At 52.3% G+C, this 21,424-nt stretch carries 16 protein-coding genes and 2 pseudogenes; 12 read left to right on the top strand and 6 right to left on the bottom strand.

Features of this window, described 5'->3' with window-relative positions; translation table 11 throughout:
- Window positions 1-19: 19 nt before the first annotated feature.
- The 6 genes from FYB92_RS09955 to FYB92_RS09930 all read left to right on the top strand — a co-directional run bounded on the left by FYB92_RS09955 (window position 20) and on the right by FYB92_RS09930 (window position 7,174).
- Complete coding sequence (locus FYB92_RS09955) at window positions 20-943, top strand: AMP-binding protein (protein ID WP_332828575.1); 924 nt, start codon at window positions 20-22, stop codon at window positions 941-943.
- Window positions 944-1,225: 282 nt separating this feature from the next.
- The gene (locus FYB92_RS09950) at window positions 1,226-2,233 is read left to right on the top strand and encodes a Gfo/Idh/MocA family protein (protein ID WP_075624373.1); all 1,008 of its coding nucleotides are present in this window, start codon (window positions 1,226-1,228) and stop codon (window positions 2,231-2,233) included.
- A complete protein-coding gene (locus tag FYB92_RS09945) occupies window positions 2,230-3,630 on the top strand; it encodes an MFS transporter (protein ID WP_332828574.1) in 1,401 nt (466 codons plus the stop codon). The genes FYB92_RS09950 and FYB92_RS09945 overlap by 4 nt, the downstream gene beginning before the upstream one ends.
- A 27-nt stretch (window positions 3,631-3,657) precedes the next feature.
- A complete protein-coding gene (locus tag FYB92_RS09940; RefSeq protein ID WP_003619719.1) occupies window positions 3,658-4,419 on the top strand; it encodes a 2-keto-4-pentenoate hydratase in 762 nt (253 codons plus the stop codon).
- Between the two features lie 18 nt (window positions 4,420-4,437).
- Window positions 4,438-5,367 (top strand): 2-hydroxyacid dehydrogenase, encoded by a 930-nt coding sequence (locus tag FYB92_RS09935; RefSeq protein WP_332828573.1) that lies wholly within the window; start codon window positions 4,438-4,440, stop codon window positions 5,365-5,367.
- 316 nt (window positions 5,368-5,683) lie between these two features.
- A complete protein-coding gene (locus FYB92_RS09930) occupies window positions 5,684-7,174 on the top strand; it encodes a carbohydrate porin (protein WP_075631485.1) in 1,491 nt (496 codons plus the stop codon).
- Between the two features lie 100 nt (window positions 7,175-7,274).
- On the opposite strand, the pseudogene FYB92_RS09925 reads toward FYB92_RS09930, so the two are convergent.
- A pseudogene (locus FYB92_RS09925) lies at window positions 7,275-7,770 on the bottom strand (hypothetical protein).
- Between the two features lie 578 nt (window positions 7,771-8,348).
- Between FYB92_RS09925 and FYB92_RS09920 the strand changes: the two are divergent.
- From FYB92_RS09920 to FYB92_RS09910, 3 genes are all read left to right on the top strand, one after another.
- Window positions 8,349-10,094 (top strand): oleate hydratase, encoded by a 1,746-nt coding sequence (locus FYB92_RS09920; protein WP_332828572.1) that lies wholly within the window; start codon window positions 8,349-8,351, stop codon window positions 10,092-10,094.
- A gap of 196 nt (window positions 10,095-10,290) precedes the next feature.
- Entirely contained in the window at window positions 10,291-11,187 is an 897-nt protein-coding gene (locus FYB92_RS09915) for a fructose bisphosphate aldolase (RefSeq protein ID WP_062808767.1), read from the top strand.
- 208 nt (window positions 11,188-11,395) lie between these two features.
- Window positions 11,396-12,352, top strand: a complete 957-nt coding sequence (locus FYB92_RS09910) for an alpha/beta hydrolase (protein ID WP_332828571.1) — start codon at window positions 11,396-11,398, stop codon at window positions 12,350-12,352.
- A gap of 242 nt (window positions 12,353-12,594) precedes the next feature.
- Here the strand turns inward: FYB92_RS09910 and FYB92_RS09905 are convergent, their stop codons facing one another.
- From FYB92_RS09905 to FYB92_RS09890, 4 genes are all read right to left on the bottom strand, one after another.
- Window positions 12,595-12,924, bottom strand: a complete 330-nt coding sequence (locus FYB92_RS09905; RefSeq protein WP_003619731.1) for a hypothetical protein — start codon at window positions 12,922-12,924, stop codon at window positions 12,595-12,597.
- 87 nt (window positions 12,925-13,011) lie between these two features.
- Window positions 13,012-13,845 (bottom strand): family 1 encapsulin nanocompartment shell protein, encoded by an 834-nt coding sequence (locus FYB92_RS09900; RefSeq protein WP_332828570.1) that lies wholly within the window; start codon window positions 13,843-13,845, stop codon window positions 13,012-13,014.
- A gap of 12 nt (window positions 13,846-13,857) precedes the next feature.
- Window positions 13,858-14,871, bottom strand: a complete 1,014-nt coding sequence (locus tag FYB92_RS09895) for a Dyp-type peroxidase (RefSeq protein ID WP_247066517.1) — start codon at window positions 14,869-14,871, stop codon at window positions 13,858-13,860.
- Window positions 14,872-15,408: 537 nt separating this feature from the next.
- Window positions 15,409-15,783 carry a hypothetical protein gene (locus FYB92_RS09890; protein WP_332828569.1) on the bottom strand — a complete coding sequence of 125 codons (375 nt, stop codon included), beginning with the start codon at window positions 15,781-15,783 and terminating at the stop codon, window positions 15,409-15,411.
- A gap of 305 nt (window positions 15,784-16,088) precedes the next feature.
- Between FYB92_RS09890 and FYB92_RS09885 the strand changes: the two are divergent.
- The 3 genes and pseudogenes from FYB92_RS09885 to cls form a co-directional block, all read left to right on the top strand.
- Window positions 16,089-16,447: pseudogene (locus FYB92_RS09885) on the top strand (transposase); the annotation flags it as partial.
- 470 nt (window positions 16,448-16,917) lie between these two features.
- Complete coding sequence (locus FYB92_RS09880; protein WP_332828568.1) at window positions 16,918-18,513, top strand: alkaline phosphatase D family protein; 1,596 nt, start codon at window positions 16,918-16,920, stop codon at window positions 18,511-18,513.
- 109 nt (window positions 18,514-18,622) lie between these two features.
- Window positions 18,623-20,065: a cardiolipin synthase gene (cls, locus tag FYB92_RS09875; protein ID WP_332828567.1), complete on the top strand. Its 1,443-nt coding sequence runs from the start codon at window positions 18,623-18,625 to the stop codon at window positions 20,063-20,065.
- Window positions 20,066-20,196: 131 nt separating this feature from the next.
- Here the strand turns inward: cls and FYB92_RS09870 are convergent, their stop codons facing one another.
- Window positions 20,197-21,393: a lipase family protein gene (locus tag FYB92_RS09870; protein ID WP_332828566.1), complete on the bottom strand. Its 1,197-nt coding sequence runs from the start codon at window positions 21,391-21,393 to the stop codon at window positions 20,197-20,199.
- Window positions 21,394-21,424 lie beyond the last annotated feature (31 nt).

Genomic DNA, 21,424 nt, shown 5'->3' with positions numbered 1-21,424 from the left:
TGGATTAAGGAACAGGACCATGATCAGCATGAATTATGCAAATTCCGCCCTTCGGTCAGTTCTCCGTACGGGGGCGGCCCTCCCGCAACAGCCCCCTACGGCCGGAAAGCATCGTTTCCGCCCGCAGCCTGATCATGGTCGCAGGGCATTGAATGTGTCCGCCCTGTGTGTTGACCGCCACCTGGGTGATTGTCCAGACCGGGCGGCCGTGATTATCCGCACCAATGCAGGCGCGGAGGCGGTATGTTATCGCGAACTGCACGAACGTGTCTGCCGCCTTGCGAATGCGCTGAAGGATCAGGGCGTGCAGCGTGGTGACAGGGTCGCAATTCACCTGCCCCTTATGGTTGAAAGCATCGTGGCGCTGCTGGCCTGTGCCCGTATTGGTGCGGTGCATGTCGTGCTGGACACGGAACTTGATGCACATTCAATGGCGGAACGTCTGATGGAATGTGGCGCGGTTGCCGTCCTGACGGGGGATGGTATTGGTGGCGCGTCCGGTCCCGTTCCGCTGAAGGCTACGTTGGATGGTGCGCTGGAAATTGCGGGGACGCGGGCGCGGGTGCATCTGGTTCTGGTTACTGCCATCAACGGTGCGGAAATTACGATGACGGCCGGTCGTGACCATTATTATGATGCCATGGTGGACTGGTATGAACCTGATTTCCCGCCAGAAGCGATGTACCGCGACGATCCGTTATTCGTGCTCTATTCCTCTGGTGGTCGCAATGGTGCCTGCGCTGTAACCCATACGGTGGGGGATTACAGGCGCATGGCGTCCGATGCCATGGAAATGGCATATCCATACACCGACGCCGATGTTCCCTCTGGCCTGCTCAGCATGGCGTGGAATGCGGGACAGACGCCCCTTCTGGTGAGGCTTCTGGCGCATGGTGGTACCATCATAACCACGACGGAGGCGCTGATGACCCTGCCGAGCTGAGACAAGTATTCCCACTTGCGCAAAAAGACAGGCAGGGCGACGAAGGATCGGGTGTAGGGCCAGAAACCTGATCCTTTTTCACGATATTGTTTTTATCGTTGGAAAACCTGCCTGTCAGGGTGGCGTTAAAGTTCATGATTGCCAAAATCAGAACTTCCACCAACAGGTTAATAAAAACCATCGTTACATACGTAACATTCCCAAACTGAATATAAAAATAATACAGACCTGCACGAAGCCGTGCCAGAGACGGGGAGGGCACGTGATGCCCGTGGCTATTCAATGAATGAACATATCGGCTGGGCCCTGATCGGCGCAAGTAACGTCGCCAGGCAATGGATTGTGGATGCCATTCGTGTACAGAATGACAGCAGCATTGTAACCGTCCTGAGTTCCAGTGAAGAACGTGGGGCGAAGTTCGCAAATGAAAACGCCATTCCTGCACATGTGACAGATATTGGCGCAATCCTTGCCGATGACAGGGTGAATGCCGTTTATATCAGCACTGCCAATCAGTTTCACCATGCGCAGACCATGGCTGCTGCGGCGGCAGGTAAACACGTGCTCTGCGAGAAGCCGCTCGCCCTTCGTGTCACCGACGCGCATGACATGATTGCCGCGTGTCGTACGGCAGGGGTGGTGCTGGGGATCAATCATCACCTGCGCTGCAACGCCATGCACCAGGAACTGCGTCGGCTTCTGGCGGAAGGTGCCATCGGGCGGCTTAACGCCGTACGTGTGTTCCACGCCAATTTCCTGGCCCAGGCCCTGCATGGATGGCGGATCAATGATGCGGGTGGTGGCGGGCTGATCCTTGACAGCACGATCCATGATATTGACACGCTCCGCTTCTTGATCGGCAGCAACCCGACCCACGTCATGGCCATGACGCAAAGCGGTCGTTTGGCTCATGACGGGGTGGAAGATGGCATCATGGTCATTATGCGTTTTCCCGGTGACGTGCTGGTGCAGATCCATGGATCCTATACCGTGCCATTTTCAGAAGGCGGCGTGGAATTTTATGGCAGCGATGGTGTCCTTGTCGGTCGCGATTGCATGAGCCAACGGCCTGCGGGTCGGCTGTTTATCCGTAATGCCGATGGGGAGCGTGAAATACCCATCCATCACCACAATCTCTATCACTATGCACTTGCCACCTTCAGCGGTGCGGTGCGGGGCAGGGGACAGCCTGCCGCCACTGGCGAAGATGGACTAGCCGCGCTTGCCATAGCGCTGGCCATTCGTGAATCGGCCCTGACGGGCCGTCAGATCGAAGTGGACATTCCATGACACAGGCAGCATTCGGGGCCGTCGGTGCGGACGGTCGGATAATACGGGGCGCGGGCGCAACACGAATGGCCCTGAGCGTAAGCGAACTTCGACGTGCGGCATGGACGTGCTCGCTGGGCAGTGCGCTCGAATATTACGATTTCGCGCTCTACAGCCTTGCATCCGCACTGGTGTTCGGACCGCTCTTCTTTCCGTCGGTTTCCCCTGTGACGAGCCTCATCGCCAGCTTTGCAACCTATTTCGTCGGGTTTGCCGTAAGGCCTGTCGGTGGCATTATTTTTGGCACGTTGGGTGATACTATCGGGCGCAAGAAAGTCCTGCTCATCACGGTGACGCTGATGGGTCTTGCAAGCACAGGCATCGGCCTGATCCCCACGTACCAGACAATAGGGGTATGGGCCCCTGTCCTGCTGGTCACAGCGCGGGTGCTGCAGGGACTTGGCGCCGGGGCAGAGCAGGCAGGCGCGGCCGTGATGATGACGGAATATGCCCCGGCAGGACATCGTGGATTTTATGCCTCGCTACCGTTCCTTGGCATCCAGATCGGCACCATCATTGCCGCCATTGTCTATTGCAGCCTGTTGTTTGGCGTGACGGACATTACGCATTCATGGGTCTGGCGTGTTCCGTTCCTGGTCAGCGCCGTGATCCTGGTGGTTGCCCTCTATATGCGTCTCAAGTTGAAGGAATCGCCGACGTTCGAGAAAATCCAGCGTAAGACGCAAGAAGAGCATGAAGCCCTGGCTGTGGTCATCCGTACCTCATGGCGGACCATCATTGCGGGGATTGGCGTCAGGATGGCGGAAAATGGCGGCTCATCCATCTATCAGGTGCTGGCGATCAGCTATATCGTCAATACGATGGGCCTGCCGGGCCTGTGGGGTACGTCGGCCCTGATAACGGCTGCCGTGGTGGGCGGATTTACCGTGCCCATCGCCGGGTTGCTGAGCGATCGGTTCGGACGCATAAAAGTCTATCGCAGTTTTGCGATCCTGCAGGGCGTCACGGCGTTTCCCGTATGGTATGCTTTCAGCACGGGTCGCCCGCTGCTGGCCGTGCTTGCGCTGTCGATGGGACTGGGGATAACGACATGGGGCATGTTTGGGACACAGGCGGCGATGCTGCCGGAAATGTTCGGCGCACGTCATCGCTACATGGCGGTATCCATGTCACGCGAAGTATCGGCCGTAATAGCCGGTGGCGTGACGCCTTTGGTGGGGTCATTCATCATTCGCTGGGTCGCGGCATTCCATCCCGATGCGGTTCATCCCGGACAGATGGCGTGGCTGCCGATCGCTGGATATGTCGTCCTTCTTTCGATGACCACAATTGCAACCACGTTCTTTATTCCGGAATGCTGCAACCGCGACCTGCTTGAGCAGAACGATATTCTGTAAATTTTATGATTAGACGGAAATGTAACAATGACTGATGTTGTCTCGACCGACGTGGTACATCTGCTGTTATCGGTGCGAAATGGCAAAACACCACCACCGGCACATGTGGATGATAATCTTGTGCCTTTGTCGATTGAAGATGCCTATCGTATCCAGGACGAGGTTGCGCAGCATCTCGGGCCGATTGTGGGGTGGAAGGTCGGGGCGCAGACGCCATCATCTGAACCGTTCTGTGCCCCCATCCATGCATCAACTCTCTTCAATGATGGTGCGACAGTCCCGCATGGACTGTGTCGCCATCTGGGCGTTGAGGCGGAAATAGCCTATCGCTTTGCCCAGGCTCTGCCCCCGCGTGAGCGGGATTGGACACGTGATGAGGTCATGGACAGGATCGGTACTATCCATCCTGTTATCGAGATTCTGGACACACGTTTCGAAACACCGGGATCACAGCATAAATTTCTGCACACTGCTGACCAGCAGAGTCATGGCGCACTGATCGTCGGGCCAGGGGTTGCCGAGTGGCGAAAATATAACCCTGTCGTGGAGCATGTGCGCCTTAGCATCAATGACGAGACTGTTGCCGAGCATGTGGGGGGAAACTCCGCCGGTGACCCGCTTCGTCTTCTGGTATGGCTTGCCAATCACGCCTCGCGCCGCAATCTGGGTATTGATGCGGGAAGTATCGTTACAACTGGTTCCACCACCGGGACTATCTTTGTGGATCATGGTGCGAGGGTCAGCGCAAGCTTCCCTGCCATTGGGTCCGTACATACCATTCTTGCCTGAAACAGGAGACAATACATCATGAAGCCTGAAATCCTGTTAATTGAACCGATGATGCCTGAAGTTGAAAAGCAGCTTGATGCGGCTTATACCGTTCATCGCTTTAACTCTGTGGAGCAATTGGAGGCGATTGCCCCCAACATACGTGCGATTGCAACGGGCGGGGCGACAGGTGTGCCCGCGCCGGTCATGAACAGCCTGCCCGCACTTGAAATCATTGCCATAAATGGTATTGGCACCGATGCCGTGGACCTGAAGGAAGCCCGGCGGCGGCATATTCATGTCACGACGACGCCAGGCGTCCTGACTGATGATGTGGCAGACATGGCGCTGGGTCTGATTCTGTCCCTGCTGCGTGGATTGCCAGAAAGTGATCGGTATGTGCGTGATGGTGCGTGGGGTCATTCACCCGCACCGGCCCTTGGTCATAAGGTCACAGGAAAAAAGCTGGGCATTATCGGAATGGGGCAGGTTGGTCGAGCGATTGCCCGGCGCGCCCAAGCTTTCTCAATGCCCATATCCTACACCGACCTGAAGGATTTCGGGCTGGATGAATATCATTTTGTTCCTGACCTGAAGGCATTGGCGCTGGAGAGTGAGATCCTTGTGATTGCTGCATCCGGTGGGCCCGGGTCGCGGCATCTGGTGAATCGCGATATTCTTGACGCGGTAGGAACGCATGGGGTCGTTGTGAATGTCGCCCGTGGTTCAGTCGTGGACGAGCAGGCATTGGTGCAGGCGTTGGAAGAAGGAACATTGGGGGGCGCAGCCCTTGATGTGTTCGAACATGAACCCAATGTGCCAACTGCCCTGATGCATTCCAATCGCACCGTGCTGCAGCCCCATCGCGCAAGCGCTACGGTGGAGACGCGCCTGGAAATGGGTAATCTGGTCGTGCGCAACCTTGCAGCTCATTTTGCAGGGCAGGCATTGCTGACGGCCGTTATCTGATTGTAACGGCTTTGCGACCGTATGATTCTCAACGAGAGAATCAGCGGCTGCTTAAAATAGATTATTAATGAGAGTAATAATATTCCTTAGATGTCGCCTGTTTATACAGGCGACATCCTATCGGGAATTTTGGTAACGGACTCAGAAGATTTTGTGTTAGTCAGCTTTTTTCAGGGTTTTCTGAAGAAATAACAAATATCAGAAAGAAAATGTTTCTGGAATTATGACCTGTCAGAGCAGGTCTATGACCAGGAACTTATTTTTCTCATTGTGTATTCTGATAGTGACTAAGTAAAATTATATCGGGGCCAGATGGATGATTGCATTTTTTGCAATGCGTAAAAACACATGTTGTCATGGATGGTCTTTTGTCAAAACGACCCTGATATTCGGTGCCCTCGTCACTATATCATCAGTACAGGCGCTGGCGCAGACTTTTCAGGACAATGCAAACAGTGATGCCAGATTGCGTGTCGCGACCCCGCTGATGGCCAATCCCTCCAGCAAGCCTGTAGTCCCCCCCTTTTCACGGCCAGAAGCCCTGTTTACCAACCCGTTTGGCATGACGTCATGGTTACGGTCGCGGGGGGTTGCCCTGACCATGGACAATACCAATGAATATACAGATGCTCTTTCCGCCCCTACAGCCGGTCATCCGAATTACCGGCAGGGATCAAGTAATGCAGGTCAGGTCAATACTGCCCTGCATATTAACTGGGATAAGATACTGGGTCTAAAGGGCTTTGCCACGCATACGCTTTTTACCAGCAGGTATGGCACAACGGCCAATCGCATGATGGGAGACTGGCTGGCGCATTCGTCGGAAATATATGGGGGCGGAGGTAATGTCGTCGTCCACCTGGTTACGGCTTATGGAGAAGAAAACCTGCTTGGGGGGCGCGTTAGTATTGCTGGAGGACGTTTAACGGAAATGAGCGAGTTCAGCGCCAGTTCTCTTTTTTGCAATTTCCAGAATAACAGTTTTTGTGGACGGCCAAAGGCTGCGATTGATAACCAGTACATCACCTCCTATCCCGCTGGGGAATGGGGATTTCGTGTCCGCGGACGTCCATCACGTTATACCTACATACAGGCAGGTGTTTATTTCGCTGAACGCGGAATATATGCCAACAGCCAACATAGGACCGGATTTCATTTTAATTCATCGAATATTGTTGGTCAGTTGGCCCCCATTGAACTTGGGTGGGAGCCTGTATTGGGAAGCAAACATGAATTGCCTGGACATTACAAGATTGGTGGACAGCTTATTTCAGCCCCCAACCCTGATAATTACTATGACGTAAATGGACAACCTTATGCCCTGTCGGGAAGGACAGCCCGTAATCACCAACAGACATGGAGTACATGGCTGGAAGTAGATCAAAAAATTCTCCATCATCCCTATTCCAACTCTGAAGGTGGACTGACGGTCATGGGAGGAGTGATCTATAATGATCCTCGTACATCCTTGCGCAATTACGAAACATATGTAGCATTTGTAGATCGCGGTTTTATTAGAAGCAGACCGTACGATGCTTTTGGCATGGTCATGACATATGTGAAGATTGCTCCGGGAGTTTCGGATACGGATATACTTGATCTCTCCATGATGCCGGCAAGGACTGCCCCCAATCATGCAACCGGCGTGCAGGGACATGCAACGATATTCGAGACGAATTACCAGATCCATGTCATGCGTGGTGTCGTACTGGCGCCAGATTTTCAGATATATTTTCATCCCAATGCACAAAGAAACCTGAAAAATGTTGAATTTATAGGGTTTAAGTCCCAGATACAGATAATGTAATGTATAATTTACAGAATGTTTTCAGTAATATTTGCAAAGTATCATTCCATGAATGATGGGATGTGTCGTATTATTATTGGCATAAATACAATTTTAAATTTCATAATTTATATGAATGGATGGTCATCAACCAGACGTGGGATAACGATATTGTTGCCTCGACATCCTTCGTAAGGCGACGGCAACGTCATGAGCCATGTAAAGTTCGCGCCACGATCCAGCGTTTGGGCAGGACGGCGAAGCCTTCGGCCTGATCGCTGCGTTTGACGCCCTCGATCATCCATCGACCGAGTTCAACCAGCGCACCACGCAATTTCTATCCCCTACCACTGATCAGATGGCGAAACCAGGGCAACAAAGACCTGATTTAGGCCGCTACGAGCGGAACGCCGTCGCAAGCCTGTATGTCGGCAGGATGCACTACGGCCGCGACGATATAGAGGATTGCCTCCTCCATGACCCGGCGCAAAATCCGTACGTTGTGGTTTGCCCAGACGTTTCTTTCTGGACATCAGCGGCGCAATCAGTGCCCACTGCGCATCGCACAGGTCGCTTGCATAGTTCAGGTCGTCCCTTTGATACTGCGCTCGGGTTATTTCAGTCTAGGTCATCTTGATCTCACCAGGTTCTCTCAACCCCATGAATCATAACCGGCTTAAATCGCTAAATCTATTTTCGGTCAGGCACTAAGGCAAGTGGGTATCCGTTACCTGATATTTCTATAGTGTCATATAACACATATGCGGATCAGTCAGGCGAAGAGAATTATCATGGCAAAATGTGAAACCTGTGGGGCCGAGTTTTCCTGTCAACCAAATGGAGCATGCTGGTGCATGGAACGTTTGCCTGTCCTGCCTGTACCCATAGATGCGCCATCGGGATGCTTTTGCCCAACATGTCTGGATAAGATGTCACTGTCTCATAAAAAAATAAAAAATAATAGTCACCAATGAGTTTATAAATATTCATATATAAAATATTATTATAAATCAAGTAAATTGTACAGGAAATTTCTTTTGTGATCCCTGTATTATCAAAACATATGATATGCATCGTTTGACCCTGCGCAATTGATTTATATCAACGACAGGCGAAGCTAAAGAAGCACGCTATGGCTATAAAGGGTTTGAAATGGATGGGCCATGCAATGGCTCCAACAGAGGCATAATATCCCATGAGATACGCCCACAGCAATTATGAAGCCTTTGTAAGGCCAGAAAAACCTGCCGGGATCGAGACACGTTCCGCATGGATTGTGGGTAGTGGCCTTGGGGGGATGGCAGCAGCAGCCTTTCTGGTTCGTGATGCGCAGATGCCCCCGTCACGTATCACCATATTGGAATCTTCAGATGCTGATGGCGGCGCGCTTGATGGTGCAGGCAATGCACAGACCGGTTGGCTTATTCGCGGCGGTCGGGAAATGGAGGAACAGTTTCAGTGCCTGTGGGATCTGTACCGGTCCATTCCTTCTCTGGAGGTTGCCGGGGCGTCCGTACTGGATGAATTCCATCGTTTGAATCGGACGGACCCAAGCAGTAGCCCAATACGGGCCATGTGTGGGCGTGGCCGACCCCTGCCTGATCGGGGCAGCCTGAAACTGACAGGTGGGGCGCGACGGGAAATTATCTCACTGATCCTGACGGATGAAGAAAAGCTGGCGGATAGAACAATTGAAGATGTTCTGTCAGAAGAGTTCATGAAATCGAACTTCTGGTTATTCTGGCGTTCCATGTTCGCATTCGAAACATGGCATAGCGCAATAGAAATGAAGCGTTATCTTGGGCGTTTTGTCCATCAGATCCTTGGCCTCAAGGATCTGCATACGCTGAAATTTACCCGTTTCAATCAGCAGGAGTCCCTCAGTCGACCGCTTGCTACGTGGCTTGCTGGACAGGGTGTTGTATTCCGACACGATGTGTGTGTAACCAATGTGCAGGTTGAGATATCGGGGGAAGCGAAGGCCGCAACCCGTATCGAATGGCTGGAGAAAGGGCAGGCAGGGGGCACCGATCTTGGTGGTGGAGACCTTGTTTTCGTTACCAATGGGTCGATGGTGGAAAATTCCCGCTGGGGTGATCACCATACGCCTGCACCGGTGGATGTGACCATTGCACAAGGCGGGACATGGCAGCTATGGCGTAATATCGCGCAACAGGATCCGGCATTTGGTCGGCCAGACGTATTTTGTGGAGATACCATGAAATCCCGGTGGGAGTCCGCAACCGTTACGACGCTGGATGCGCGTATTCCTGCCCTTGTGTACAAAATCACGGGTCGTGACCCTTTTTCCGGTCGCACCGTGACAGGGGGGCCAGTTACCATCGCAGATTCCGCATGGCTTATGAGCTGGGTCGTCAGCCGCCAGCCACACTTCAAAGGCCAGCCAGAAGGGCAGATGGTTGCGTGGCTTTATGGCCTGTTCAGCGATGTACCTGGGAATTACGTAAAGAAGCCGATGCAGGAATGCACGGGGGAGGAGATTACCCGCGAATGGCTGTTTCACATGGGCGTGCCCGATGAAGAGATTGATGACATGGCGGCAACAGGCGCCCTGACACGTCCATGCATGATGCCATTCATTACGGCGCAGTTTATGCCGCGTTCCAGTGGGGATCGACCGCAGGTGGTGCCGCAAGGCAGTGTCAACCTTGCCTTTTTGGGACAGTTTGCAGAAACACCACGTGATACTGTATTTACCACGGAATATTCTGTTCGTACCGCGATGGAGGCGGTTTATACGCTCCTCGATATTGATCGCGCCGTACCGGAAGTTTTTAGTAGCATTTATGATGTGCGCATGCTGATTCAGGCGGCAGCGGAATTGCGCGATGGCAGAAAAGTCCCGGCATCGGGTGTGGTACGCCATCTGGTCACAGGAACAGAAATTGGCGATTTATTGGAACGCTATGGACTGATTTGAAAGACAGGACCGACCCGGAAAGGCGGTCCTGTCTATGGTTTATGCTGGACAGGGTATTTTGGGGATATGGGAAAGAGGCCAAGTTGCAATCGCATCTCTGGGACTGAAAGATGCGGACAGGAAGACAATTATATATGACATTCAAAATATCATCCCGATGGTATATGAATATTGAAAACAGGAGGTACAGATAGCTATGTCAATCGCCCAGATGCGTAAAAACATGTCTGAAAATGCGGGTTTCATCGCGGCCCTGGACCAGAGCGGCGGCTCCACGCCGGGTGCGTTACGCCATTATGGCATTGCCGACAGCGCCTATAGCACTGACGCCCAAATGTTTGCCCTCATGCATGAAATGCGGGTCAGGGTCGTGACGGCTCCGTCTTTCACGGGGAAAAAAATCCTTGCTGCCATTCTCTTTGAACAGACAATGAATGGGTTGGTAAAGGATACACCGGTTCCGGCCTTCTTGTGGAAGGACCGCGGTGTCGTGCCATTTCTGAAGGTGGACAAGGGGCTGGAAGCCGAAGCCGGCGGCGTGCAGTTGATGAAGCCGATCCCGGATCTTGACGCACTCCTTGAGCAAGCAACAAAGAAGGGCATATACGGCACCAAAGCCCGTTCTGTCATTCACCTTGCCGAACGCCGCGGGGTGGAGGCGATTGTGAAACAACAGTTTACCTTGGCGCAGCAAATCGCGGAACGAGGGCTTGTTCCCATTCTGGAGCCCGAAGTCCTGATCAAGAGCCCGGATAAGGCTGGGGCCGAAACACTGTTGCATAATGAACTACATCGCGGTCTTGATGCCCTGCCGGGCGATTATCAGGTCATGATCAAGGTTTCAATCCCGGAAAAACCCGACCTTTACCTTGATCTGGTGAAACATCCCCGTGTGCAGCGTGTTGTGGCCCTGTCCGGTGGATACTCACGCGATGAAGCCTGTCAGCGTTTGGCGGAAAACCATGGCATGATTGCAAGCTTCTCCCGCGCGTTGCTTGAGGAATTGCGCTATACCATGACAGACGCACAGTTCGATGCGGCTCTTTCAACGGCTATCAACCAGATTTATGCAGCATCCACGCAAAAGTCCTGAAGTAGGGCACTGCATCATGTAGTATACCCCATTTCCATACGGGGAAATTGATGAATAGCGGCTTCTGAAATCTGGAAGCCGCTATTTGTGTATGTCGCTGTCATGGCGGAAAAATACATAAACAACTTCTGTTCAATCAGTGGCTTGTGATGATGTCGGTGTGGGAAGTGCGTTTTATCGTAGCGATAGATAACGGAGGAAAATCCCCATGCCTCACAATCCCGTCGCTCCTGAATTCCGTGCTGCCCTGAAGGTTCTGCCGTCGTTTGACGGGCTGTGTGACCAGACCCTTCCGCAGACAAGAGAGGCATTCATTGCCGCCATCCGTACGGTTGAGGTGCCTTCATATACGGATGTAGATGTTGAAACGCGCACTGTGCCTGGACCTGTGGGGGCACCACAGGTTCCCGTGGTTATCTATACCCCACGGGAAAGGGACGAAAATATCCCTGTGCTGGTTTATATTCACAGTGGCGGTATCGTCAGCGGCACGCCCGAAGTGGATGATGCGCGATGCCGGAACCTTGTAAATGAACTGGGTATTGTCATTGTTTCCGTGGACTATCGCCTTGCCCCTGAAGCACCGTATCCTGCTGCCATAGAAGACTGTTATGCTGTATTAAAATGGACGCATGCAAATGCCGACAAACTGTCGGTTGATCGGGCGCGCATCGCGATCGGGGGAGACAGCGCGGGTGGGGGACTGACGGCATGCCTTGCCCTGATGGCACGGGATCGTGCAGAGGTGCCTGTGTGTTTTCAGTTGTTGATTTATCCGATGCTTGATGACCGGACGGGTACGACTGTCATGTCATCCCCTGAACTGGGTAAATATATCTGGACTCGTTCTGCCAACCATTATGCCTGGAATGCCTATCTGGGTCAGGCACCAGGTAGTGCGGGTGTTTCGGAATATGCTGCGGCATTTCGTGCGGCAGATCTGCATGGCCTGCCACCAGCGTATATTGGTGTTGGATCTCTGGACCTGTTCCTTGACGAAGATCTTGAATATGCAAAACGCCTTATGGCAGTAGGTGTCCCAACGGAAGTTTGTGTCATTCCTGGTGCCTATCATGTGTTTGACGTTTTTATTCCGGAAGCACCATTGAGTAAAACATTCAAAAATTCATATTTTTCCGCGCTGAAACGTGCGTTTGCAAAATAAAAATAATTCCTGATAATATTATAATAATATATGGATATATTCACGTATATTTTGAAATTCATGGGGTTTGAATTTTTAAAAATAAGCCAGACATAATGCTGGGGTTAAAATTTCAAATACTCACTTCTATAATTAGAACTGTATGAATCTAAAAACGCCGCCTTTTAAAAAGGCGGCGTCAGAATTTTTATTGCTCTATAATTTCTGGAATTTCCCGATGCCCTCACATTTCGGAAATAATATTAATTGTTCAGGGCGTCTTTCTCTTCTTTGCGCGTCGCAAATGGGACTTCCTGTTTATCATCAAGTTCATTCATGCTTCCCCCGGGATTACCCAGGTTTTCTTCTATCCATGCCGGCTCTATCGGCTGTCCATTGGCATCAAGCGGGACGGAAGAGGCCACCGGAATCTGTCCTGCATCAGGGTTATTTTCCATCCCGATCAGTTCAGAGGCGTTTTCCCTATAGGCTTCGGGCCCACATCCGGGCTTGCCATCAGCAATCCACAGTTCCTTTGCCTTGGCGAGGATCCGGGCTTCCTTTTGCGGGGAATCTTGAAGTGGATTGTCCATCTTTATGTCCTTTATCCATGGTTCTGGCCTGTCTGTCAGGTTTACGAACCTGTGCCTGACAGACGTAATATCATGCTGCCGCAGAAATCAGGCAGGTTCTTTTGCCAGGTCTGTCTCATTGGTGGTGGGGTCAAGGACGACAGTTGCCTCACTGGTAAGTGCGCGGAACACAAAGCTTTCCTGCAGGTAGAGGTCAACTGTCTGCGCCGTATGCGCCAGATAACCGATTGAAAAATCCTGTCCGATATCGAGGGCCAGATCCCCCCCACGTGTAGAGACCACAAAAGCCCCCTTGATAGCTGGGGCCCAGATCAACTTCCCATCAATCAGGCTTTCAATATGCTTGCGGACAGGATAGCCCTCGTCGTCGCCGCTACTGATGACTTCATAGGCTTTTGTGCCAAGGACAATCGAATAAGGCCCATTTACCCCAGCCAGACGTAATGCACCAAGGGCATCGGCAATAACACGGGGATAATCCTTTGCGGATACCGGTAGCTTGAGATGGGTATTGGACGTGCTTTGACGGATGCCCTGCATTGCGGCGGCGGCATATCCATCGAAAATGGCGCGGTCTTCAGCGAACGCGATTTTGCGTGCGGCGTCCTTGACCGGCTGCCAGTCGGAATCAAGAGAGCCGCGCTCCACGGCATCAATTTCAGCGCGTGACAGGGTAAAGGGGACGCGCAATTCTACCAGTGGCAGGACTTCACGCTGCGTGACTTCTATACCCTCGCCAGGGGAGGTGATCTGACGCGTGCGTCCCGTCCCGACGCCAGAGAAAGCCTCGCCTTTTGGCTCTGACGTATCAACAATGCGACGTCCTGCCAGATGCCGCCGGATGGTGCGGGCTGCCTCTTCCTCAATCTGTGCCCATGCGCTGCTGGAGATGGGGGCAAGGTGCCGATGAAGATTATTCATGTCAGGAATTCCTTATTTTAATGATCCGATACCAAGAGAGCCGGGCCTTGGCTCCGTAAGGGGAGGTGTGGCAGGAGAGGCGGCAGATATATTGTCTGCCGGGATATTTGGCGCATTGTCGAGGAAATCGCCGGTCGGGATGAAGAACAGGGTTCCTGTCACCGCCGTACTGACATCAAGCAACCTGTCATAATTACCCGGTGGTTTTCCGATGAACATGTTTTGCAGCATCTGCTCTGTCCGTGCGGGCGAACACGCATAACCGATGAAGTAAGTGCCAAACTCTCCCTTGCCAACTTCGCCAAAAGGCATGTTGTCACGCACGATCTGAAGCTGCTGCCCGTTTTCCTCGATATTGGTGAGGACATTGTGGGCATAGCTGGGTTTGGCCGCATCGGGCAGTTCGATATCCGACACCTTTCGACGACCAATGATATGTTCCTGAACCTCTGTGGGAATGGCATCCCATTTTTTCAGATCATGCAGGTATTTCTGGACAATCACATAACTACCACCAGCGAATTCAGGGTCCTCATCACCAATCAGCGTGGATTCAAGCGCTGCCTGCCCCGTAGGATTCTCTGTTCCATCGACAAAGCCAAGCAGGTCACGCTCATCGAAATATTTGAAGCCATGCACCTCATCCACAACACCTGCGGCACCATCCAGCCTACTGACGATTGCTGTCGCAAGTTCAAAGCAAAGATCCATGCGTGTTGCACGGACATGGAATAGCAGGTCCCCGGCGGTGGCGGGCGCATGATGCACGCCACGGATTTCCTGAAACGGGTGCAGTTCCCTTGGGCGGGGCAGGCCGAAAAGGCGATCCCAGGCATCAGACCCAACACCTGTGATGCAGCTTAACCTGCCGTCAGGCACCCGGAAACCGACACCACGTACCAGGGAGGAAATATCCCCAAGCAGATCTCGCACCTGATTGTTGACAGATATGTCATCATTCAGGCGGACAACAAGAAATACAGCCGCTTGGGTCAGTTTGGTATCAATAGGTTGAGGTGTTGCCAACTGTCTGAAACTCCCTTGCAGGTTGTATTCGCATGATCATGCATGTCCTGCCAGCATAGGCAGGTGGTGGATGATGACAAGATACGGAATGCAGGCAGATAAACAAAACCATCAAAAATCGTTCACATTCATAATCCCTGTTTATGATAAAATAACAGGAATAATTATACGTTCGAAACATTACTTATAAATTGTGCAAATTTCCAATTTCATAGGGAATATTTTGAATTATGAAAAAATTGTTCGCTAATGGCTCTTTTTCTGTTTCCATGCCACATTTACTTTTAATGATAATTTAACATCCATAAATATCAAATATGTTTTATGTATTTCATGAATATATAATAAAGACCAGGGGATTTATTCATATATAATACATGTTACATTTTGTATTATTATTGCGATTCGCCATATGAAGGACATATCCTTCTTCTTCTCCTTGATTCTATTTGTAACATTGTTGGGGCTTACATTTGAAAGCATGCGGGACAATCTCTTGATGGTCAGATTATAGGAGACATTATGAAACGCTCGATTTTATTCGCATTGGCTCTTGGTGCCTCTGTACCGATGGTTGCCCATGCCGAGGACGGGCGCCATGGTCATCATCATGGTAGTGAAAACCAGAATGGTGGCGGTCAGGATGGCGACAACCAGGACGGCGGCTGGGGCGGTCGTGGTGGTCACGGCAATGGTGAGAACCAGAATGGTGGCGGCCAGAATAACGGCAACCAGAACGGCGGCTGGGGCGGTCGCGGTGGCCACGGCAATGGCGACAACCAGAATGGTGGCAGCCAGAATAGCGGCAACCAGAACGGCGGCTGGGGCGGTCGTGGCGGTCACGGCAATGGCGAGAACCAGAATGGTGGCGGCCAGAATAACGGCAACCAGAACGGTGGCTGGGGCGGTCATGGCGGCGGTGATCGTAACGGTGGTGACTGGAACCGGAATGGCAACTCAGATTCAAACTCAAACTCCAGTTCCAACTGATCCTGCCTGTCATCCCGAAAGGCCTGACTTGATCAGATCAATAAAACCCCAAGGAAGGCTCCGGTTTAACCGGGGCCTTTTTTGATATTCAGTTTTTCAATTTCAGATTGATTGCGCTCTTAGTGTCCGTCCAAGAACATGTTGGATTATTGGAATCGTTTATGATTTTCTGTCAGCGCGCCTGATTTGAAGGAGTTGCTGATGTGGACCGCCGAGAACCGTGCCCGATAGTGCATCCTGCCGACATCCAGGACCGCGACGGCGTGCCGCGCGTAGCGGCCCAAATCAGGTCCTTATTTCCCTGGCTTTGCTATCTGATCGGTGATGGGGGATATGCTGGCAAGAAATTGTGTGGTGCGCTGGTTGAACTCGGCCGATGTACGATCGAGACCATCAACGTAGCGATCGGGCCGAAGGCTTCGTCGTCCTGCCCAAACGCTGGATTGTGGAGCGTAGCTTTGCATGGCTTGGACGCTGCCGTCGCCTTACGAAGGATGTCGAGGCAACAATATCATTATCCCACGCGTGGTTGATGATCGCCCATATCCGTAGAGTCCTGCGAAAAATCAATCAGATTACTTTCTGATTTATAATTTCAGAGATTATTTCAAAAGTTTGAATAAATAATATCAAGAAAATATCAAGGTTTTTTTTGTGAATGTTTCCTAGAAATTTTTGGAAGACGTTGCCTTTTTCAAAAAAACGGCAATCGCAAAATTTTCTTATTTTTATCAAGGGTTTATTTTAAAACAATTTCCAAGAAATATATTCGTTCTCGCACACAATATAAAAAGTATTAATAAAATTATTTACTGATAATATGATTAAAACATGAATATATTTTTAAGTTTTGTAAAATATTATATTAATATTTTGTATAAGCGCATAGATTCATATCAATAGAAATTCATAAAAATATCACACAAGGTCCCCTGACGATTTTACATAATGTAAGGGAGGATCTTCAATGATCGGGTCAAGGCATTCTGGATCTGGGAGCAAAGGCAGACAAAGCAGAAATCTGTATTTTATATTCAGATCCAGAAAGGGATTTTCATGGTATTTCTAAAACGCAGGCAGGTTTTGGCAGGCTTGGGCACAGGATTGCTGCTTTCTACGCGGATCAGGGCCTTGAAGGCTGCTACTCCAGTTAACCTCGATAAAAATCCGAAATTTGATATATCACCTTTTCAACTTGGCGTCGCATCAGGCGATCCTTCATCAGATGGTTTTGTAATCTGGACACGTCTTGCACCTGCACCACTTTCGCTTGACGCGGGTATGGATAATAACCGCCCGATGCTGGTAATATGGGAAGTAGGTGAAAATGAGGCCCTTTCGCATATCGTGCGTCGGGGGCAGGCTTTTGCCCATCCCGAACTGGGGCATTCGGTGCATGTGGAAGTGACAGGCCTGAAATCTGACCGACCATACTGGTATCGCTTCCGCATTGCCGGTTACGACAGCACGATCGGACGCAGCCATACATTCCCACAACCCGATGCATCCCCCGCGCGCGTAAGGTTTGCCGCAGCAGGATGTCAACATTATGAAAAGGGATATTATACTGCCTGGCGTAATATTGCGAACGAACCAATAGATTTCGTGTTCCATTATGGTGACTATATTTATGAAAGTGGCGGCAGCAAGGTCGGCATAACGCCGAACAGCACATCGTTTCAGGCATTGCGCCGTCATGTCGGACCTGAATGTTACTCCCTTGATGAATATCGTCGCCGTTATGCACAGTATAAGGCGGACGCAGACCTGCAGGCGGCCCATGCCGCAGTACCTTGGATCGTTACGTCTGATGACCATGAAGTCGATAATAACTGGGCCGGGGACAGTGATCAGGACGGCATACCACCGGATATATTCCGACTGCGCCGGGCATCGGCCATGCAGGCCTATTATGAACATATGCCACTGCGCCTGACTTCGCTGCCCGATGGTAATCATATGCAGATATACCGCAGCCTGCGTTATGGCGACCTGATGAATATATTCGTGCTTGATACACGGCAGTATCGCAGTGACCAGGCATATGGGGATCAGTTCGCCGCACAAGGGAAGGATGTCTGGTCATCAGATCGGACAATGATGGGACGGGAGCAGGAACAATGGCTGTTCAATGGCCTTGCCCATTCAGATGCGAGGTGGAACCTGCTGGCCCATCAGGTCATGATGATGAATCTTGCCTTTCGCAAATCCGATCATGGCGCGTTGCTGTACAGCATGGATCAATGGTCTGGATATATGTACAGCCGCAATCGCCTGTTGCAGTTCATCAGGCAGAACTGCCCCGGGAATGTAGTAAACGTGACGGGAGATGCACATCGTCACTTCGCCGGGAACCTGCTTCTTGATGGAAATGATTCCAGCCCGGTATCGGTGGAATTTCTTGCGACATCCATATCATCGGGTTCGGATGGGGGCGGGGATAACGACAGTTTCAGCCGTTCGGTCCGGCGTGAGAACCCGCAGCTTATGGCAACGACGGACCAGCGTGGCTATGTGCTGTGCGATGTCGGACGTGATGTCTGGCATGCCGACCTTAAGGTGCTCGACAAGGTCACGCAACGTGATGGCAAATTATCAACTTATGCCAGCTTCGCTGTGGAGCGTGGATACCCAAGAATACAGAAGGCCTGATATCTATAGGAAAAGCAGGAGGTTAAAGGTCAATATTGCCCATACGCCATGCACGCGATACCATTTCATGCAGCTTTAGGCGTTACCGGATCAGGGCGGGGCGAACGATATGGGGTGGGGTTGGGTTGGTGCGACGACCCTTGGGTGTCAGTTACTGTTTATTGGAAGGGTGCTGTTAAGACCCCATCGTCAGCCAGCGTCACGTGTGGCGTGGGTTGCGATTATCGGATCGCTGCCTGTTCTGGGGATGGTTACGTACCTGCTGCTGGGTGAAACGCACCTCAACTGGCGGATTGTCCAGCGTATCCACAAAGCAATCCGGGATCTGCCGGTTGCGGGAAAAAAGAATGATGCCCTCATTGACGCCGAACATGATTTCGGCCTTCCGCCCCGCCTTGCACCCCTGTTCCGGGTGGGGCAGTCGATCAGTGGCTATCCTCCCGCCGGTGGTAACCGGGCCAGGCTGATGTCGGATTCCGATGCTGCGATCGCGGCTATGGTTGCCGATATCGATGCCGCAGGCGCACATGTTCATATCAGCTTTTATATCTGGTTGTCTGATAATAATGGTATGAAGGTTGTCGAGGCCCTTAAACGTGCGGCCATTCGTGGGGTTGTCTGCCGTGTGATGGCCGATGATCTTGGATCACGGCGATTGATACACAGTCACCACTGGGGGGATATGCGTGCGGCCGGGGTGCGGGTTGTGCGCGCATTGCCGATCGGAAATCTTTTGCAGCGTCCTTTCCGGGGACGTTTCGACATGCGAAACCATCGCAAGATTGTCGTGATTGACAACCGGATCACCTATTGCGGAAGCCAGAATTGCGCCGATCCAGAATTCCGGGTCAAGGCCCGCTTTGCACCGTGGGTAGATCTTGTCGCACGTTTCGAAGGTCCCGTCGTGCTTCAGAACCAGCATCTTTTCGCGACGGACTGGATCGCCCATACGGACGAGGATCTGACACCTCTCCTTGCTCCGCCTCCCATGGCGGTGGAAGAAGGATTCGTCGCGCAGGTCATTGGCACAAGTGCCGCAGTCCGTTATGCGGCAATGCCTGAGGTATTCGTCTCGCTCATGAATGCAGCGGCGCGGGAACTGACGATCACCACGCCGTATTATGTTCCGGATGAACCGATACAGGCCGCCCTATGCGCGGCGGCGCGGCGGGGTGTAAAAACGGTCCTGACCCTACCGCGTCGTAATGATTCATGGATCGTCGCGGGTGCCAGCCGCAGTTATTATCGTGAACTGCTGGAAGCCGGCGTCATGATCCATGAATATCCCCACGGCCTGTTGCATACCAAGGCACTTACGGTAGATGGCCATATGACCATGATCGGATCGGCAAATCTGGATCGGCGTAGCTTCGACCTTAATTTTGAAAATAATATCCTGCTGGTGGATCGGGATTTTACGGCGGCCATATACGAAAGGCAGCAAAGCTACACCGCTGCGGCCGCACGCGTGACGCTTGATGATGTGATACATTGGCCGATCCATCGGGTGCTGTGGAACAATATCCTCGCGATGGTCGGACCAGTGCTTTGACCTGCTCCCCCATCAAGCATATGGCCGGTGGGAGCAGGGCTGCATTCGGGAATGGGAAATAGCTGTTCACCAGAACATATGCATGTGCCCACGATAAATGTGATGTGGTCTGTCGGGCTGTTTACGCATAATCACTGCGCGGTGGGCGTGCAGTGTGGCGTTACGGGTTTTCCTGCCATGACCGCCTGCGTAAACGCGGCTGAATCCGGCAGGGAGGCATTGACCGTTTGGCTGTGGTCCAGTCCCTTGTAAAGATGTGCCTGCACGATTGTTCCTGCCGCACACGCAGCCTTGACAAGGCCGAACTGCAACGGTGGCGGAACATCGCGGTCCAGTTCACCTGTGCCTATGAACAAGGGTTGATTCAGTTTCATGGTAGGATATGCCATCGCAGCGAGTGCCGGGGCCAGGACCTTTGCAAAATTCGGTGTAAGCGAGTTACCGAACGTCAGGCCCTCAGCCTTCACCTGGTCGGTCAGTTCATGCACGCACAGGTCACTCGCGGCCTGATAGGCGGGCAGGGCCTTTGCGGTGAAGGCATCTTGTGGTCGGAAGGCGGGGTCATAACCAGCCAGTCCCTGTGCGAGATAAAGGGTATAGACCATAAGAGGGTCAAACGTCGCGCCCTGCTGCCGTGTGGCGGAAGTCGTCATGAGCTGTTTCAACAGTTCCGGCGTAAGATACGGCACGCCGGTCGCCACCGTACCACGAATATCGATGTCGGGGGCATAAGTGGGGGCAAATGCCGCAGATGCAAATGCGGCGCCACCGCCTTGCGACTGTCCGACAATCATGACCCTGTTACGTAGTTCCGGGGTGGAGGACAGGGCAGCGCGAACCCCATCAAGCAGGCTGTACGCCTCAACCCGCGTATCCAGATAAGCATGCGTGCCTGGTGTGCCCAGCCCCTGATAATCGGTACCTACGACAGCAAATCCGCGCTTCATCCAGGTCAACAGGTACTGCTTGTTACGATCCGTCCATGGATTGGAGGATGGGGCGCAATGATCCGCAACCCCCACAGTGCCATGTGCCCATGCAACGATAGGCCACCCTCCCTTCGGGGGCTTACCGGGGGGAAGGATCACTTCGGCCGTAACAGGTACCAGCCCATTGCCAGTAATGCCGTTTGTGGAAAGGTAGGTAATGCGCATGGCACGTCCCGCATCCGGCAGGCCGAATGCTTCAGGCAGCGAGGCCGTGGCAGTAAGTTGTCCCGGCCTGCTTTCATGCATGATGGGCGCTGCGTGAACGATGGATGGCAGGGCGACAAGGCATAGGCCTGCGGCAAAACAGGTCAGGGTGCGGACAGGGCTGGGAAAACGCACGCGGAATCCTTTCCATAAGGCAGCCTGCTTT

The organism is Novacetimonas sp. GS1, from assembly GCF_036686925.1.
In the GTDB taxonomy this organism is placed as follows: Bacteria; Pseudomonadota; Alphaproteobacteria; order Acetobacterales; family Acetobacteraceae; genus Novacetimonas; species Novacetimonas hansenii.
The sequence above is the reverse complement of the archived record's forward strand: the minus strand, read 5'-3'. Positions and strand labels throughout refer to the sequence as shown.

What these genes read in the sequence shown, in the direction of transcription:
- FYB92_RS09900 (WP_332828570.1), bottom strand. Translation starts at nt 13,845, where the DNA reads ATGAATAATCTTCATCGGCACCTTGCCCCCATCTCCAGCAGCGCATGG.
- FYB92_RS09920 (WP_332828572.1), top strand. Translation starts at nt 8,349, where the DNA reads ATGAGATACGCCCACAGCAATTATGAAGCCTTTGTAAGGCCAGAAAAA.
- FYB92_RS09910 (WP_332828571.1), top strand. Translation starts at nt 11,396, where the DNA reads ATGCCTCACAATCCCGTCGCTCCTGAATTCCGTGCTGCCCTGAAGGTT.
- FYB92_RS09955 (WP_332828575.1), top strand. Translation starts at nt 20, where the DNA reads ATGATCAGCATGAATTATGCAAATTCCGCCCTTCGGTCAGTTCTCCGT.
- FYB92_RS09915 (WP_062808767.1), top strand. Translation starts at nt 10,291, where the DNA reads ATGTCAATCGCCCAGATGCGTAAAAACATGTCTGAAAATGCGGGTTTC.
- FYB92_RS09905 (WP_003619731.1), bottom strand. Translation starts at nt 12,924, where the DNA reads ATGGACAATCCACTTCAAGATTCCCCGCAAAAGGAAGCCCGGATCCTC.
- FYB92_RS09930 (WP_075631485.1), top strand. Translation starts at nt 5,684, where the DNA reads ATGATTGCATTTTTTGCAATGCGTAAAAACACATGTTGTCATGGATGG.
- FYB92_RS09890 (WP_332828569.1), bottom strand. Translation starts at nt 15,783, where the DNA reads ATGACCGCCCCAGCCACCGTTCTGGTTGCCGTTATTCTGGCCGCCACC.
- cls (WP_332828567.1), top strand. Translation starts at nt 18,623, where the DNA reads ATGGGGTGGGGTTGGGTTGGTGCGACGACCCTTGGGTGTCAGTTACTG.
- FYB92_RS09880 (WP_332828568.1), top strand. Translation starts at nt 16,918, where the DNA reads ATGGTATTTCTAAAACGCAGGCAGGTTTTGGCAGGCTTGGGCACAGGA.
- FYB92_RS09945 (WP_332828574.1), top strand. Translation starts at nt 2,230, where the DNA reads ATGACACAGGCAGCATTCGGGGCCGTCGGTGCGGACGGTCGGATAATA.
- FYB92_RS09935 (WP_332828573.1), top strand. Translation starts at nt 4,438, where the DNA reads ATGAAGCCTGAAATCCTGTTAATTGAACCGATGATGCCTGAAGTTGAA.
- FYB92_RS09950 (WP_075624373.1), top strand. Translation starts at nt 1,226, where the DNA reads ATGAATGAACATATCGGCTGGGCCCTGATCGGCGCAAGTAACGTCGCC.
- FYB92_RS09940 (WP_003619719.1), top strand. Translation starts at nt 3,658, where the DNA reads ATGACTGATGTTGTCTCGACCGACGTGGTACATCTGCTGTTATCGGTG.